Source organism: Asticcacaulis sp. AND118 (assembly GCF_020535245.1).
In the GTDB taxonomy this organism is placed as follows: domain Bacteria; phylum Pseudomonadota; class Alphaproteobacteria; order Caulobacterales; family Caulobacteraceae; genus Asticcacaulis.
This window is the reverse complement of record NZ_CP084911.1, coordinates 354806-371020: the sequence shown is the minus strand read 5'-3', so window position 1 is coordinate 371020 and position 16215 is coordinate 354806. Positions and strand designations below refer to the sequence as shown.

Genomic DNA, 16215 nt, shown 5'->3' with positions numbered 1-16215 from the left:
CTTACTTGCCTGAGGTCTTCTTGGCCGCAACGCGGGTCTTTTCCGCGTCGATATAGCCACGCATTTCGCGCTCGAAGGTCGAGAGCGGCACCGAGCCCATGTTGAGAATGGTGTCGTGGAAGGTGCGCTGATCGAAGTCCGCGCCCAGTTCGCTCTCGGCCAGCGCCCGCATTTCGCGCATCTTCAACTCGCCGATCTTGTAGGCCAGGGCCTGACCCGGCCAGGCGATATAGCGGTCGACTTCGTTTTCGATGTCGAGCTGCGCCAGAGCGGTGTTTTCCTTCAGGTAGTCGATGGCCTGCTGACGGGTCCAGCCCTTGGTGTGCAGACCGGTGTCGATGGCCAGACGCGCGGCACGCCACATCTCGAAGGTCTGACGGCCGAACTCCTCATAGGGCGTCTCGTAGATGCCCATCTTGGTGCCCAGCCATTCGGTGTAGAGGCCCCAGCCTTCGCCATAGCCGGAGAAGCCGGTCGAGCGGCGGAAGTCCGGGCGCGGCGGCGCTTCGAGAGCGGCAGCCGCCTGATACGAGTGACCCGGCGTACATTCGTGCAAGGTCAGGGCCGGCAGGTTGTACAGCGGGCGCGATTCCAGCGCGTAGGTGTTCATCAGGCACGAATCCAGCCCGCCGCGGCCCGATGTATAGATAGGCGCCACCGCATCCGGAACCGGCAGGATGGCGTGGCGGTAGCGCGGCAGGACGGCGAAGAAGTCCTTCAGCTTGCCGTCGGCCTTTTTCGACACATAGGCCGAATAGGACAGCAGTTCGCGCGGCGTCTTGGCGTAGAATTGCGGATCGGTACGCATGAAGACGAGGAATTCCGGGAAGGTGCCCTTGAAGCCCGAATCCGTCATGGTCTTTTCCATATCGGCTCGGATGCGGGCGACCTCCTTCAGACCCAGTTGATGGATCTCTTCCGGCGTCATGTCCAGCGTGACGAATTCGTTGATGCGCGCCTTGTAGAAGGCCTTGCCGTCGGGCAGCGACCAGGCAGCGAAGTCGCGGCGCGCCTTGGGCTGATACTCGCTGCGGAAGAAGGTCAGGAGTTTGCTGTATTCCGGCGCGGCGACGGTGCGGATGACCGTCAGGGCCTCGGCCTTGAGCCTTGCCTGCTCAGCCGTCGGGATGGTTTCCGGCATGTCGCGGAAGGCGTCGTAGAGCGGGTTGGCCTCATCGGCCTTGGCATAGGGCTCCATCGTCTTGTCGCGACCCACTGTCGAGACGTAGGGAACCGTGTAGCCGCGCTTGATGCCGGCCCTCATATTGACCGTCTGCTCGCCGAAATAGCGCGGAATGTCGCGCAGGCGCGCGATGTAGTTCGAATATTCCTCGACCGTGCGGAACCCCTGACGCGAGTTGAGCGTCCAGAAGAAGGTATCGGAATTGAACGGCGCTTCGTAGGTTTTGAAGCGGATATTGTCGGCCTGAGCCGAAACCGATGCGAACCACACCTCGGCATTGATGTGTTCGTCGTGAGACAGCTTGTCCAGAGGGATTTTCTTGTATTCGGCCAGCGCCTTGTCCCAATAGGCCAGACGACGCGCATAGGTTTCCGGCGTCACGGTCGGCAGCTTGGCGCCCGACATGCCGCGTCCCGGCCCCGAACGACCCATCTCGGCCTGACGCCAGGTCCATTCGGCCTCGTACAGCGCCTTCATATTGGCGTCGGCCGACTGACCGGCCTGATAGGCGGGCGGAGACGCCGGGGCTTGAGCCGCCGCCGCGACCGGCAGGAAGGAGACGCTGGTCAGAAGACCCAAGGCAAGAAGGGTTGAAACCCGTACAGAACGCATCATGATAGCCAGCCCTTAGATGTTGAATTCAGCCTGATAAATTGTATGTTGTATACGATATACGCATAAGTCAACTCACTCCGTCGTCGGTTCTTAACTTTTTAACGAGGCCTTTTATGTCGTTCAAAACCCTGTCGCTCGGCCTCGCGGGCTGGCTCTTGGCCACGCTTCCGGCCCCGTCTTTGGCCCTCGCCTTCGATGCCTCCGCCGTTAAACAGGGTGAGGTCGTGCTGACGGATTTCCGCTTCAAAACCGGCGAGACGCTGAAAGACCTGCGTATGCACTACCGCACGCTGGGCACGCCCAAACGGGATGCCAAGGGCCGCATCACCAATGCGGTGATGATCCTGCACGGCACCGGCGGATCGGGCGCGCAGTTCCTTGTGCCGCAGTTCGCCGACGAGCTTTACGGACCCGGTCAGCCGCTCGACGCCTCGCGCTATTTCATCATCCTGCCGGATAACATCGGTCATGGCGCGTCGTCAAAGCCGTCGGACGGCCTGCGCATGGCCTTCCCTAAATACGATTATGACGACATGGTCGAGGCCCAGCGCCTCATGCTGAAACAGGCTTTCGGGCTTGAGCATCTGCGGCTGATCTTCGGCACGTCGATGGGCTGCATGCACATTTTCGTCTGGGCCGAAACGCATCCCACCTATGCCGACGCCCTGATGCCGATGGCCTGTCAGCCGGTGGAAATCGCCGGGCGCAACCGCATGTGGCGCATCGCCGCCATGGACGCCATTCGCGCCGACCCGGTCTGGCAAGGCGGCAACTATACGACCCAGCCGGTGCTGGGCCTGCGCACGGCGGCGGCGCTCTCGGTCATGGCCGGCAGCGCGCCGGAATATCTCCAGACGCAGTTCCCCACCCGCGAAGCCGCCGAAACCTATGTGCGCGAGCGGATTGAAAAGGACATCGCTTCGCGCGACGCCAACGACTTCATCTATCAGTTCGACGCCTCGCGCACCTATAACCCCCTGCCCGGCCTTGGGAAAATCACCGCGCCGACCATGTGGATCAATTCGGCGGACGACTTCATCAACCCGCCGGAACTGGGCATCCCCGAAGCCACCCTGCCGCAGATGAAGAGCGTAAAATACCGCCTGATCCCCTCCTCGCCTGAGACACGCGGCCACGGTACGCATACGTGGGCCAGGTTCTGGAAGGCCGATCTGGCGGCTCTGTTGAAAGAGACGGAGGCGAAGTAGGCGGCTCTGCGCACGCCGCATGGTTTTAAGAGTCTCCACAGATGGCCACACATGCGGCCCGCACAGCGGGCCTTTACACAGATGCACCACGCTCGATGAGACATCAGTGAAAATGAAATCTGTGCAGACCGCCGGAGGCGGTCATCTGTATCATCTGTGGTAAAACCTTAAATACCAGCCACCAGACGATCGATAGCCGCATCCAGTCTGGAAAAGGCATCGGCGTCGAACCGGTCGAGACCGAGGATACGCAAGGTCACATCGCGCCCGGTATTGAAGGCCAGCAGGCTCGAAATCAGCATCAGCGCATCGACCTGATCGTCGGCCATCCCGGCGCGCCCCTTCACGCCGGCCACTAGTCGCGCCACCAGATCGACGCCCGGCAGCCACAGCCCCTCACAAAGCCGCTGAAACGCCGGGCCGCGATCGCGCAGTTCGCGCGTCACGAAGTCGGCGCGGTAATCGCCCGCGTCCGGCTGCACGAAAACGCGCAAAAGCTGTTTCAGAATACGCCGCAGATAGTCGCGGCATACGGCCTCGCCGGGCTCTTCGCTCAGCGCCGTCAGGGCCTGCGTCGCCAGCGCGCCCGTTTCGGCGTAATAACGGCTGAGGATATCTTCGGCGCAGGCCAGATACAGCCCTTCCTTGCCGCCGAAATGGTAAGCAATGGCCGGCAGGGCCACGCCCGCCGCCTCGGCAATGGCGCGGGTGGTCGCGCCGTTAAAGCCCTGCGCGCCGAAGAAACGATGACCGGCCGCGATAATGGCCGCGCGCGTCGCCTCGCTCTTTTCGTAGCCCTGTCGAGCCTCCTTAACCGCCATGCGGCGCGCCTTTGTAGCTATCGCCGTCGGAAGCAAATTCGGCGTGGCCGTAGCGTTTCAGATGGCCTTTCAGCTTGTACACCAGATGCCGGTCGGCCAGTTCGCGCACCACCGGAATGTCGCTCAGCACGCGGAAGACCCTAAGCTGCGAGAAGATGCCCGCCGCCGCCATCAGCGCCATCTTGCGGTCGAACAGGGTGTAGCGCACGCCCATGCGTTCGGCGCGCTTTGCATTGCCCTTGAGGAAATGCTTGATGAAAAAGGCCTTGGAGAAGCTGCGCTCCAGTTGCCGCTCGAACCGCCCCAGCGGGGTCGGGTCGGACGACAGTTCGGTGCTCAGCGTCCCGCGCACCAGCGCGCCGCAGGTCTTGTCGTCGAAAGCGGCGCGCAGGGTGGCCTGCCGCGCCAGCATCAGGCGGGCGATCTCGCGCGGCGTCTCGCCCAGCAGGGCCTTGGGCAGGCCCAGCAGGAAGCAGCGATAGCGCGCGATCTCGATACGCGCGCGCTCCTCCGGCGTGAAGCTGTCGCGTCCGTCTTTCAGCGCCTGAAAGGCCAGGAGGAAGGAACCGATCTGCCCCGCCGGCATCTGATCGACCTGCGGAATAGGCACGCCATAGACCGATGTGTCCCACAGGCCGGGTCTGTGGCGCAAATTGAAACGCACCATGGAATGCATCAGCCGCACCATGGCCGCCGCCTTGAACGCCGCTCCAAAACGCCTGAGCGCACCGGGCATGACCGTCAGGGTGAAAAAGGTCGCCGTCTCATGCACGCGTTTAGCCGCCAGTTGATCCGTCAGATTGCCGGTCAGCGCCATCGGCAGGGCCGAATAGGTGTTCATGAAGGTGGCGAGAAACGCCCCGCGAATGGCGAAGGGCACGAGGTGGGCATACTGATTACGCTCGATGCGCGCGCCTTCTTCGACCAGCGCCATGTCGATCCAGTCGGGGGTCGCCTCCATATCGGCGAGAAAAGCCGCCAGTTCCGGCGGCGCGTCCGGCACCGCCGCGATCCCTTTGTCGCAGGCGGTTTGCAGCATCTGGATCAGGGGCTTGAAACCGTAATCGGTCAGTCGTGCGGCATAGGCGTCGGCCACCGCGTCGCCGGTCATCGTATAGACCGCCATCAGGTCGGTCAGGGGCTCATCGGCCTTCAGGTCCGGGGTGATTTCCGGGAAGATGCCCAGATCGCCCGCCGCCGGATCGATGGTGAAGCGCTCAGGCAGGGTGGAAAAGTCGATATCACCGTAGATGGCCGGCACAGCCCGGGCCTGCGCTTCGGCCTGCGCCCACAGGTCGGCATGGATGCGCGTCGTCATTTTCGCCTCCGTCGCGAATACCTATCAAATGATAGATATTCACGACGGAGGCGAATTTCAAGGGAAGAATCTCCACAGATGACACAGATGCGGCCCGCAGAGCGGGCCTTGACACAGATGCACCGCGTTTGATGAAACGACCGTTACAATGAAATCTGTGCAGACCGCCAAAGGCGGTCATCTGGGGCCATCTGTGGTAAACCTGACTAGCCGCGCGACACGCCCGGGCGGTGTTCGGATTTCGCCCAGTCGGCGATGCCGAGCTTGGCGGGGAGGCCCTGCAAAACCTTGTTCAGTTCATCATTCCTGGGCGATCGGCAGCCCTGATTATGCTGGAGGACGGTTTCGGTGCCGTCCGCAGCCTTCCACACGATGCGGTAATGCTGAAGGTCGCTGACCTGTTGCTCGCACTCGGTATCCGCCGTCTGACCGGTGGCCGGGCGGTACGGGGCCAGCGCCTTGAGCATGGCCTTGTGCGCGCCGGTCTGACCGATCAGTTCCTTGCCGCCCAGCACCGCCGTGTGGCGTTCGCCGGTATAGCGCACCGTACCGTCGGGCGTGACTTCGACACTGTAAACCGGGCAGAAGCCGAAGCACGGGCCGACCGAATAGCTGATCGTTTCCGCCGGGGTCGCCGGCGCACCGGTCCCGCCTATCGAGGCGCAACCGCCTAAAGCGAGCAGGGCCAGACCGCCCGCTATCATCGCCACCTTCACCATCTTGCCGCTCTCCAAACGATTCCGAGAACCGCAGGATGGTTGCGGATTATGTCACGCCTGAGACTAACCCTTATTTACCCACAGGACTAAGCGTAAAACCGTAGCGCAACGGCGCGTGCGGGATGCGATACTTCATCAGCGGCCGTCCGATCCAGTTCCAGCCGGTGTCGCCCCCCACGCCCGATTGCAGCGCGTCGATCATCAGCGTGCCGTCGCCGTGCGGCACGATGTCCGACGAATGGCGCTGACCGGTCGGTTGAAGATAGAGGTCCTCGACCGGGAAGGCCAGGGCATTGGCCGACAGGGGCTGATGCCCCGTGACCTTGAGCCCCGCGCCGTTTGCGGTAGTCAGCGCCATCCAGCGCACATCGGTCTTGTTGCCCGATTCCTGCGGCCGGATGTAGTCGTGATACTGGTCTGCGATCTTGCCTTCGTAGAGGCCGATGGCCGCGCCGGTCTTGCGATCCCAGTAGGATTCCTGCGGCCCGCGTCCGTACCACTGGATATTGGTCAGCGCCGGGTGGGTCGAGAACTTCATCCCCACGCGCAGCGGATCGGGCAGGTCGTCGCGCACCGGCACATAGTCGGCTTTCACATCCAGCGTCCCGTCGCCATAGAGGCGATAGGTGGTGGTGAATTTCACCGAGCCGGCGCCGACGCGCCAGCCGACCCTGACCTCGCCCGCGTCGGACACGTCGAGCGTCTCCAGCGTGCGTTTCTCGCTGAGTTGCTTCCACATCGCATGGCTGGTGGCGACGCCGGTGCCTTCGTCATTGTCGGTCAGGCCGCGCCAGAAATAGGGCGTGCCCCCGGTCAGCATCACCTGCCCGTTGACCGCATACGACTGGACCTCACCCGTCTTGGCATCGAGCGTCAGACGCGACGGCCCGGCGCTCAGTTCGACCTGAGCCGCGGTCTTCGTCACCTTGACCGGGCCCGACGCCGTGAGCGCCGCGGGTCGGGCGGCCTGCAGAACGAATTGCGTCCAGCCCATCGACGAGCCCTTGGGCAGGCCCGGCATCCGGTCGTCCTTCGCCACCGCCGAGACAGTCAGCACATATTCCGACGCCGCCTCATAACCCCCCGCGCCGAGATCGAGCGCCACGTCGGCGCGCCCCGCCGCCGGCGCATTGACGCCGGAGAGCGCGCCGGTCTTCACCGTCACGCCGTCCTTTTCCAGCTTCCAGCCGAACTCGTAGCCCGACAGGTCGATCAGATCATTGCGATTGATGACGGTCAGCTTGCCCGACCTGGGGTCGCCTTCGAAGACCACCGGCGAATAGACCTTCTGAAGCTCGAAATATTCCGGGTCGGGCGTGCGGTCGGCCTGAATGACACCGTCGCCGATGATGGCGTTGTCGCGCCACGTGCCCTTGGGATAGTCGAAGCCCTGCGCCCAGTAGTCGCGGCCCTTTTCGTCCTTGAGGATCATCGCCTGATCGACCCAGTCCCAGATGAAGCCCCCCTGCAGCTTCTTGTAGGCGCGGATGGTCTCCCAGTATTCCTCAAGATTGCCCAGCGAATTGCCCATGGCGTGAGCGTATTCGGTCTGGATCATCGGCTGGGTGTAACGGTCATCCTTCGCATAGTCGGCCATCTTCTCGATGTCGTCGTACATCGGCGCATAGAGGTCGACATAGAGGTTGGGGCGGTGTTCTTCGCCGATCGTGCCGTAGCCGAGGAAGTTGAGCAGGCGCGTCTTATCGTTATCGCGCACCCACTTCGCCGCCTTCTCGAACGCCGGCCCGATGCCCGCCTCGTTGCCCAGCGACCAGAAGACGACCGAGGTGACGTTCTTGTCGCGCTCGACCATACGGGCCACACGATCCAGATGCGCGGCGTACCAGTGCGGCTTGTAACCGAGTTGGGCCTTATGGCGCTGATCGATGTCGCGGATCATCGCCATATAGGTATGGCTCTCGATATTGGCCTCGTCCATCACGTAGAGGCCGTATTCGTCGGCCAGGTCGTAGACGTGCGGGTCGTTCGGATAGTGCGACATACGCAGGGCATTGACGTGCGCCTGCTTCATCAGCTCCATATCCTTGCGCGTCGTCTCCGGCGAGACTAAGCGGAAGGTGTGCGGGTCGTGTTCGTGGCGGTTGACGCCCTTGATCATCACGCGTTTGCCGTTGACCTGCACCTCGCCGTTACGCATCTCGATGGTGCGGAAGCCGATCTTCTTCGACGTGGCCGAAATCAGGCTCCCCTTGACGTCACGGTACTCGATGACCATGCGGTAAAGGTTCGGCGTCTCCGCCGACCACGGCTTTACGTTCTTGATCGTGCCCGCAAGCTGGGCGGCCTTCTGCGTCGTTGCGCGACCCTTCGTGGTCAGCACCGCCGTCTCGCCGTCATAGACCGTGGCGGTGAGGGTCCCTGCCCCCTTGACGCCACCCAGTTCGGCCTTCAGCGAGAAGACGCCGTCCGTATAGGTCTTATCCAGCAGAGCCTTGACCGTATAGTCGCTCAGGCGCGTTTTCGGCTCGGCATAGACATAGACCGAGCGTTCGATGCCCGACAAACGCCAGAAATCCTGATCCTCAAGATAGGAGCCGTCGGCATAGCGGTACAGTTCGATGCTGATGCTGTTCTTGCCCGCCTTGACATAGGGCGTCAGGTCGAACTCGGACGGCAGCTTGGAATCCTCGGAATAGCCCACCTTCTGGCCGTTGACCCAGATATAATAGGCCGCGCCCGCCGCGCCGATGTGCAGGAAAACATCCTTGGAAATGTTTCCATCTTTGGTCCAATCCGCCGGCAAATCGAAGTCGCGGCGGTAGGAGCCGACCTCATTGACCTCGTGATTGACGAAGGGCTGATTGGCCCCGAACGGATAGCCCGCGGCGCTGAACAAGGGCACGCCGTAGCCCTGCGCCTGGAGTATGCCCGGCACCTGCACCGTGCCCCAGTTCGACACGTCGAAATCGGATTTGTAGAAGTCGGCGGGGCGCGTTTCCGGCGTCCTGGAGAAGGCGAATTTCCACGTCCCGTCGAGCGACAGATAGTTGCCCGACGCCGTAAGGTCGCCCGCCACGGCCTTGTCCACGCTCTCATAGTTGAAGAAGGTCGCTTTCATCGGCAGGCGGTTGACCGCCAGCACTTCGGGCTGCTCCCACTCGGCGCGGCCGGTGACATCCGGCGGCGGTGCGGCCTCGATCGCCTTGATCTCGGCGGCCCGGATTTCGTCTGCTGTTTGGGCCATCGCGCCCGTAGCCATTACCGCCAAAAGCGCCGAAACCGAAACCACGGCGCGACGCGCCACGCGCTTGTTCACCATCACTCTACCTCACACACAAAAATATCCCCGACGCGGCTCGCGTCGGGGTGTCGTAGATTGCTATGCCGTCTTCGCCACGTCGGCGCGAACCAGACGCACGCCGAAGACCGGCCCGCAGCGGCTCATCGCCGCCGGCTCGAAGCGGAGGCGCACCTTTGCCTTGCCGCGCGTCAGTTCGTGCGGAATGGCGTAGTCGATATCGAAGAAATCGCCCGGCTTTGCGCCGGTCAGCTTCTGATTGGCGATGCGCTGACCATCCACGGCGATGTAAAAGTCCTTGTTGACTTCCGAGCCCCAATAGGTCGCCTGAAGCACCAGCGGGCCCGCGTCTTTGCCGTCCTTGGTCACCGCCATATCGAACTCGAAGAAGCCGTCGGTGCGCGCGTCGCGCCCTTTGCGTCCGCGATAGGTCACCGCATAGGAGGCCCCGCCCGTCGTCAGATTATGGTCGCGTTCGGGCTGCATCTCGCCCAGATACATGATGTCCACCGAGCGTTCGGCCAAGGCCTTCAACTGCGCCTGCTCGGCCCGCAACTCTTCCTGCGCCACCACCCATTCGGCATCGGTATAGCGGTTGAAATAGACGGCGATGCGGCGTTCATACTGCGCGTAGAAGGGCTTGAGCGTGATGTCGCCCGGACGGCCGAGGCCTTCGGTGCGCCAGGTCGCCGCCTCCCCCGCCACCGGCCTGATACCGGCCAGAATGTCGGCCCCGACCAGCACCGGCGGCGTGCCCTGCCAGACTTCGCCGCGGGTCGGCGGGCCGGCTTCGCCCAGATCGGCGGCCAGCACCAACGGCCCGTGCAGGACCGACACCACCTTGTCTGTTCCCGGCGGCGTCTCAAGCCGCAGTTCCAGTGGCAGGTCGAGCGTCACCACATCCCCGGCCGCCCACTTACGCTTGATCAGGGCGTAGCCCTTCTGCGTCGAAGCCAGGGCGGGCTTGCCATTGATCAACAGAGTCGAGGATTTGGCCCAGCCCGGAATACGCACGGCAACGGTAAAGGTCTTCGCGCCGGTCAGGCGGGTCAACTTTAGCGCCACCTTGCCGTCATAGGGATACTGCGTCGTCAGCTCGAACGCGGCCTTCTGCTCGGCCCATTCCGCCGTGGACGGGATGAACAGGTTGACGAACAGCGTGTCCTTGCTCTGCCAATAGATCGAATCCCCGTGCTTGGAGTTGGTCTCCATGCCGCTCAGGTGGCAGCAGGTCCAGTTGTTGAAGGGATTGGAGAAGCGCCGCGCCGTCCCCGCCATCAGCGGCATCATATAGGTGAACATGCCGGTCGTCGGGTTTTGCTGCGCCAGCATGTGGTTGAGATGCGCGCGCTCGTAATAGTCGAAATAGCTGGCGTCCGGCGCCCAGCTATACAGATGCCGCGTCAGCTTGAGCATATTATAGGTGTTGCAGCTTTCGCAGGTCTGCTCGGTGACGTGCTTGGCGACATTGTCCGGCTGGAAGAAGTGTTCGCGGTCGGCATTGCCGCCGATGACAAAGCTGTGGTGTTTGGTCACGCGCTCCCAGAAGAAGTCCGACGCCGTGGCGTAGCTCTGCTGCCCGGTCAGTTCGTGCAGACGCGCCAGACCGATCAGCTTGGGGATGGTGGTGTTGGCGTGCAGATTGGCCAACTGGTCCTGACGCTGCGCCAGCGGATCGAGCACCTTGTTATGATAGAAGGTCTTCTCGGCCATTTTCAGCCAGCGCGGGTCCTTGGTGCGCGCATAAAGCTCGGCGAAGGACTCGTTGATGCCGCCGTACTCGCAGTCGAGCACGGTCTGGATCTGCGCATCGGTCAGCGGTGCGAAGACCCTTTCGATATAGCCCGACAGACCGACCAGAATCTTTATGCCCTTGTCGTTGCCGGTATAGGTCTGCGCGTCCAGCAGGCCGGCATAGAGTTTATGCCAGTTATAGAAGGGCACCCAGCAGCCGTTGAGGTCGAAACCCATGGAACGGATGTCGCCCGCCATGATCTCCGGGAAAATCTCCTTCCCGTCGACCACTGTCCCATCCTTACGCTTACGCATGAAGCCCGCGACATAACCGTCGCCGTGAGCGGTCTGGCACTTTTCCAGTTCGTCGATGATGTAGTCGATGCGCGTCTTGCAGTCGGCATTGCCGGTCTGGGCGTACATCAGCGACAGCGCACTCAGATAGTGGCCCAGCCCCTCGCCCGCGATGGTGTCCGACTCCCAGCCGCCGTAGATTTCGCCCTTCACGGGCAGCCCGGCGAACTTGTGATAGTTGTGCAGCAGCCGGTCGGCCTCGACCGTCATCATATAGGTGGTGTTGATGTCCACCGCGTGCTTGTAGCGCGACGGCAGGAGGCGCACACTTTTCAGTGGCAAAGGCTCGGCGCTGTCCGGCAGGCTGAGCGGGGCGACGGCGTGGGCCAGCATCGGGACGCTGCCGGCGACGGCGCCGAAGGCCGCGCCCGCTAACAGATAACGGCGGCTCACAGCATGACGGGGTTCGCTCATTTTCAACACTTCCATGTGGAAAAGACCATTGCAGAGACGTTATTATACCGTATACGATATGACAACTACTCTTTCATCCCAGAGGCCTCCATGTTCCCGCAAACATCGATTGCACGCCCAAAATCCTCTCTCCTTGCCCTGAGTCTCGCCGCCGGACTGGCTCTGGCCGCAGGTCTGGCCGCCCTGCCGCTACACGCCCAAACCCCGACTCAGACCCCGACCCAAGCGACCCCGGCGGCCTTTGCCGATCAGGCGTTTCAGGCCCTGTTCAAGGACGAATGGGAGTGGCGTCAGACGCTCAGCCCGCGCGAGGAAGGCAAGACGCCGGACCGCATGCCCGACGTGTCGCCGGCCTTTCAGGAGATGAAAAAGAAGAAGTGGACCGAGGTGATGGCGAAGCTGAATGCCATCGATCCGAAGAGCCTGTCTTCCGCCGAACAGATCAACTACATCGTCTACAAGCAGCAGATTTCCACGCTGCTGGCCGACCAGACCTTCCGCAGCTACGAGATGAACTGGGGCTTCTGGAACAGCCTGAGCTGGGCCACGCGCCGGACGCTGCGCACCGAGGAAGACGTGCGCAACTACATCGCCTGGCTGAACGACGTGCCGCGGTCCTTCGACCAGAATCTGGAAAACATGCGCGCCGGTCTCAAGCGCGGCTTCACCCCCTCGCGCATCTCGATTCAGGGCCGCGATTCCTCGATCACCATTCCCTATGAGGGCAAGGCGACCGAGGAGACCAGCTTTTACGGCCCGTTCAAGACCCTGCCGGCCTCGATCTCGGCGGAAAAACAGGCGGAACTGCGCCGTCTGGGCAAGGAGGCCATCGAAAAGAGCGTCATCCCGGCGCACAAGAAGGTTCTGGCCTATGTGCGCAGCGAATATATGCCTAAGGCGCGCCCGACCATCGCCGCCTACGACCTGCCCGACGGCAAGGCCTATTATCAGTCGCTGATCCGCGAATACGTCACCAACGACATGACTCCGGATCAGATTCATCAGATCGGTCTGGACGAAGTGGCCAAGATCAAGGCCGAGATGCACGACGTGATGAGGCAGGTGAAGTATTCCGGCACGCTGCAGGAATTCAACGACTTCCTGCGCACCGATCCGCAATTCTACGTCGACACGCCGCAGCAATTCCTCGATCGCGGCTCTCGTATTTCCAAGGAATTCGATGGCAAGGCCAAGGACTATTTCGGCCGCCTGCCGCGTATGCGTTTCGCCGTCATCCCGACGCCCGACGCCATCGCCCCCTATAATACCGGCGGCAATGGCGGGCCGGGCGTGCTGATACTCAACACCTATAACCTCAAATCGCGCCCGCTCTACACCCTGCCCGCCCTCGTCCTGCACGAAGGCGCGCCGGGCCACGCCATGCAGATGCCCTTCGCGCAGGAAAACAAGAGCCTGCCGGAATTCCGTCAGCAACTCTATATTTCGGCCTATGGCGAAGGCTGGGCACTCTATTCGGAACGTCTCGGCGTCGAAATGGGCATGTACCATACGCCCTATGAGCATTTCGGCATGTTGACCTATCAGATGTGGCGCGCATGCCGCCTCGTGGTCGATACCGGCATGCACGCCAAGGGCTGGACCCGCGATCAGGCGCTGGCCTTCCTGCGCGACAATACCGCGCTGTCGGAGCATGAGATCACCACCGAAACCGACCGCTACATCAACACGCCGGGTCAGGCGCTTAGCTACTATATGGGCGAAATGGCCATCTGGGAGGCGCGACACAAGGCGGAGAAAGCGCTGGGCGACACCTTTGACCTGCGCAATTTCCATGACATGATCCTCGACCTTGGCTCGGTGCCGCTGACCGTGATCGAAGCGCGCACGGATCAGTTCATCGCCGAGGGCGGCAAGAGCCCGTATGAAGGACAGGACTGACATGCGCGTAAAAGGGATCGCGGCGGCGCTGCTTATGCTGGCGGCCATGGGCGGACCGGTGAAGGCGGCATCGGGCATCACTCCGCCCCCCTCCTTTCTGGGTCTCGATCCCTTCTATCGGCAATATCTCGACGCGAACGGCATCCCCGTCGTCGGCTCGGCGCAGGTGCCGGAAGCGGCGATGCAGGCGGCTCGCGACATCGTGGTGACCCTGCTGGTCCACAGGCCGGACCTGCGCGATACGCTGATCCGCTCAGGCGCGCGCGTCGGCGTCATGGCGCAGTCGGAGACCACCACCGACCTGCCCGAACAGCGCCACTGGAAGAAGCCCGCCATCGACGACCCGCGCCTGTCGAAATGCGACGTGCGCGACTACGCCACGACCATCGGCCGCATGAGCGACCGCGACTACTGGGACGCCCGCGCCCGCGGCATGGGCGGGTTTTACACCACCGGCGCGGCGGAAAACCTGCTGGCCGTGCCGGGCACGCGCTATTACGGCGAGAATATTCTGGTGCACGAGTTTTCGCACAACATCCTCAACGCCATCCGCACGCGCGACCCGGCCCTGATGCGCCGCGTCGACGCCGCCTTCCAAAACGCCAAGGCGAAGGGGCTGTGGCGCGCGGCCTATATGGCGCTCAATGTCGATGAATACTGGGCCGAAGGCACGCAGTTCTGGTTCAACTCGAACATGGCGTACAGGCTGGACGCTCTGGTGGTGGTCGACGACGCCGACCTCAAACACCACGACCCGCCGCTTTACGCCGTGCTGGCCGAGGTCTATGGCCGCAATCACCATATCCGCGGCGATGCCTTCTATCGCCACGCCGCCCGCCTGAACAGCCGCCCGGCGGACCTGAAAAACGACTGTTATTCTTAGTGGTTTTGCGCACCGTGCAGGAAACGTACTATCTGCACAGCATTTTCGGTCACGCGGTACACAGCAATGAACGGCGTATGCCGGATGACCAGTTCGCGCGTGCCCCGGATGCGTCCCGGTCGCCCGATATGGGGGTGCTCTGCCAGCAATCGCGTCTGCGTTCGGATATGTTCAAGTTGAGAGGTCGCCGCATTGGGACTATCCTGAAAGATATAGTCCAGCGCTTCATTGCGGCTGCGGCGGGCTCCCTCCGCCCACAGCACAACTTTCATTCACCGCGCGCCTTGAGTCGGGCCATAAAGTCCTGACGCTGGCGATCCATATCGGCTTCGACCTCTGCCTGGGTATACCATACCGTGTTGGGATCATCGGCCTCTTTGAGACCAGCCTCGACCTCAGCACGGAACCAGGCGTCGTATTCACGATCTTTCTTTTGCCGTTCCACAAAGTCGCGCATGAAGTCGCGCACGATTTGCGAAGCTGGGCGATGCGCCGCCGCTGCCTCGGCCATAAAGGCCTCGCGCAGTTCCGGCTCGATCTTCATCGTGAATACGGCGTCCTTGGACATGTCGACCTCCACAGAAAATACTGACGATGTATATACACCGTCAGTACCTCGCTCACAACCGGTTGATCGCCGCCTGCGGCTCGGTGAACCACTTCGCGCCGGATTCCGTCACATACATGTGGTCCTCCAGACGGATGCCGAAGCGCTCCGGCACCACGATCATCGGCTCGTTGGAAAAGCACATGCCGGGCACCAGCGGCGTCTTGTCGCCGCGCACCAGATAGGCCGGCTCGTGGATGGCCAGGCCGATGCCGTGGCCGGTGCGGTGCGGTGTGCCGGGAAGCTGATAGTCCGGCCCCAAACCGTGCTTTTCCAGAATAGCGCGCGCGGCATAGTCGACGCTTTCGCAGGGCCTGCCCACCTCGACCGCGGCGAAGGCAGCGGCCTGCGCTTCCTTTTCGATGTCCCAGATGCGCTGCTGCTCCGCCGTCGCCTGCCCGTAGATATAGGTGCGGGTAATGTCGGACGTATAGCCCTGCACGTAGCAACCCGTGTCGACTAGGACGAGGTCGTTTTCCTTCAGGCTCTGCACACCCGGCAGGCCGTGCGGATAGGCGGTGGCGTGGCCGAACTGCACGATGACGAAGCTGTTGCCCGCCGCACCCATCCGACGATGCGCCGCCTCGATGAAGTTGATCACCTCGGTGGTGGTGATGCCATCCTTCAGGATACGCGCCGTCGCCTTGTGCACGGTTTCGGTCATCGACTTGGCCTGCTGCATCAGGGCCAGTTCCGCCGCCGACTTGTACATGCGGCAGCCATTGATCACGGAGGACGCCTCGCGCACCTCAAGCCCCGTTTCGCGCATCAGGCGGCTGATCATCTCGAACGACATGGCCGGATCGATAGCAATCACGCCACCGCCGAAATCGGCCATAGCCTGTTTGATCAGGGCGTGCGGGCTCTCATCCTCCTGCCACAGGCGCAGCTCGGCGGGTATTTTCAGATCGGCTTCCAGCGAGCCGCGTTCGAAATAGGGACAGATGATCAGCGGCTCACCCTCCACAGGTAGCAGCATGGCGATCAGACGCTCCGACGCCCCCCACGGCACGCCGGCGAAATAGCGCAAGGACGCCCCCGCCCCGACCAGCAGCGCCTTGGCACCCATGTCGCGGGTCAGACGGCGCGCCTTGTCCAGACGCGCCTGATATTCGCTGTCGCCGATAGCCGCCGCCGCGACGGGCGGGCTCAGCTTCGCCAGTTCGGCTTCGATGGTGGAACCGCCAATACTCATGTCTAC

The 16215-nt window shown here is 62.5% G+C and carries 12 protein-coding genes; 3 read left to right on the top strand and 9 right to left on the bottom strand.

The annotated features are described in order from the left end of the window. Window position 1 precedes the first annotated feature (1 nt). Window positions 2-1798, bottom strand: coding sequence for a DUF885 family protein (locus LH365_RS15165; protein WP_226746189.1), 1797 nt, complete (start codon window positions 1796-1798; stop codon window positions 2-4). 113 nt (window positions 1799-1911) lie between these two features. Here LH365_RS15165 and LH365_RS15160 point away from each other — a divergent pair, with 113 nt between their 5' ends. After that, a complete protein-coding gene (locus LH365_RS15160; protein WP_226746188.1) occupies window positions 1912-3006 on the top strand; it encodes an alpha/beta fold hydrolase in 1095 nt (364 codons plus the stop codon). A 167-nt stretch (window positions 3007-3173) separates the two neighbouring features. Here LH365_RS15160 and LH365_RS18705 read toward each other — a convergent pair whose 3' ends face one another. The 5 genes from LH365_RS18705 to LH365_RS15130 form a co-directional block, all read right to left on the bottom strand. Continuing rightward, a complete protein-coding gene (locus LH365_RS18705) occupies window positions 3174-3827 on the bottom strand; it encodes a CerR family C-terminal domain-containing protein (RefSeq protein ID WP_304502309.1) in 654 nt (217 codons plus the stop codon). Continuing rightward, window positions 3817-5145: an oxygenase MpaB family protein gene (locus tag LH365_RS15145; RefSeq protein WP_226746187.1), complete on the bottom strand. Its 1329-nt coding sequence runs from the start codon at window positions 5143-5145 to the stop codon at window positions 3817-3819. Before LH365_RS15145 ends, LH365_RS18705 begins: the two co-directional genes overlap by 11 nt. 206 nt (window positions 5146-5351) lie before the next feature. Further along, entirely contained in the window at window positions 5352-5864 is a 513-nt protein-coding gene (locus tag LH365_RS15140) for a DUF6438 domain-containing protein (protein ID WP_226746186.1), read from the bottom strand. Window positions 5865-5934: 70 nt separating this feature from the next. Continuing rightward, entirely contained in the window at window positions 5935-9144 is a 3210-nt protein-coding gene (locus LH365_RS15135; protein WP_226746185.1) for a glycoside hydrolase family 2 TIM barrel-domain containing protein, read from the bottom strand. Between the two features lie 60 nt (window positions 9145-9204). Next, the gene (locus LH365_RS15130; RefSeq protein WP_226746184.1) at window positions 9205-11625 is read right to left on the bottom strand and encodes a glycoside hydrolase family 127 protein; all 2421 of its coding nucleotides are present in this window, start codon (window positions 11623-11625) and stop codon (window positions 9205-9207) included. Between the two features lie 90 nt (window positions 11626-11715). Here LH365_RS15130 and LH365_RS15125 point away from each other — a divergent pair, with 90 nt between their 5' ends. Both LH365_RS15125 and LH365_RS15120 read left to right on the top strand, forming a co-directional pair. After that, entirely contained in the window at window positions 11716-13524 is a 1809-nt protein-coding gene (locus tag LH365_RS15125; RefSeq protein ID WP_226746183.1) for a DUF885 family protein, read from the top strand. A gap of 1 nt (window position 13525) precedes the next feature. Continuing rightward, window positions 13526-14407 (top strand): glycoside hydrolase, encoded by an 882-nt coding sequence (locus LH365_RS15120; protein WP_226746182.1) that lies wholly within the window; start codon window positions 13526-13528, stop codon window positions 14405-14407. Here LH365_RS15120 and LH365_RS15115 read toward each other — a convergent pair. From LH365_RS15115 to LH365_RS15105, 3 genes are read right to left on the bottom strand one after another with little or no spacing between them, the layout of a single operon-like run. Next, window positions 14404-14679, bottom strand: coding sequence for a type II toxin-antitoxin system RelE/ParE family toxin (locus LH365_RS15115; protein ID WP_226746181.1), 276 nt, complete (start codon window positions 14677-14679; stop codon window positions 14404-14406). The two genes, LH365_RS15120 and LH365_RS15115, sit on opposite strands and share 4 nt — an antisense overlap. Continuing rightward, on the bottom strand, window positions 14676-14975 hold the full coding sequence (locus tag LH365_RS15110) for an antitoxin of toxin-antitoxin stability system (protein WP_226746180.1): 300 nt from the start codon (window positions 14973-14975) through the stop codon (window positions 14676-14678). Before LH365_RS15110 ends, LH365_RS15115 begins: the two co-directional genes overlap by 4 nt. Before the next feature lie 52 nt (window positions 14976-15027). Continuing rightward, window positions 15028-16209, bottom strand: a complete 1182-nt coding sequence (locus LH365_RS15105) for a Xaa-Pro peptidase family protein (RefSeq protein ID WP_226746179.1) — start codon at window positions 16207-16209, stop codon at window positions 15028-15030. Window positions 16210-16215: the final 6 nt, after the last annotated feature.

Coding starts and splice junctions, on each gene's coding strand:
- LH365_RS15165 (WP_226746189.1), bottom strand. CDS start 1,798: ATGATGCGTTCTGTACGGGTTTCAACCCTTCTTGCCTTGGGTCTTCTG.
- LH365_RS15160 (WP_226746188.1), top strand. CDS start 1,912: ATGTCGTTCAAAACCCTGTCGCTCGGCCTCGCGGGCTGGCTCTTGGCC.
- LH365_RS18705 (WP_304502309.1), bottom strand. CDS start 3,827: ATGGCGGTTAAGGAGGCTCGACAGGGCTACGAAAAGAGCGAGGCGACG.
- LH365_RS15145 (WP_226746187.1), bottom strand. CDS start 5,145: ATGACGACGCGCATCCATGCCGACCTGTGGGCGCAGGCCGAAGCGCAG.
- LH365_RS15140 (WP_226746186.1), bottom strand. CDS start 5,864: ATGGTGAAGGTGGCGATGATAGCGGGCGGTCTGGCCCTGCTCGCTTTA.
- LH365_RS15135 (WP_226746185.1), bottom strand. CDS start 9,144: ATGGTGAACAAGCGCGTGGCGCGTCGCGCCGTGGTTTCGGTTTCGGCG.
- LH365_RS15130 (WP_226746184.1), bottom strand. CDS start 11,625: ATGAGCGAACCCCGTCATGCTGTGAGCCGCCGTTATCTGTTAGCGGGC.
- LH365_RS15125 (WP_226746183.1), top strand. CDS start 11,716: ATGTTCCCGCAAACATCGATTGCACGCCCAAAATCCTCTCTCCTTGCC.
- LH365_RS15120 (WP_226746182.1), top strand. CDS start 13,526: ATGCGCGTAAAAGGGATCGCGGCGGCGCTGCTTATGCTGGCGGCCATG.
- LH365_RS15115 (WP_226746181.1), bottom strand. CDS start 14,679: ATGAAAGTTGTGCTGTGGGCGGAGGGAGCCCGCCGCAGCCGCAATGAA.
- LH365_RS15110 (WP_226746180.1), bottom strand. CDS start 14,975: ATGTCCAAGGACGCCGTATTCACGATGAAGATCGAGCCGGAACTGCGC.
- LH365_RS15105 (WP_226746179.1), bottom strand. CDS start 16,209: ATGAGTATTGGCGGTTCCACCATCGAAGCCGAACTGGCGAAGCTGAGC.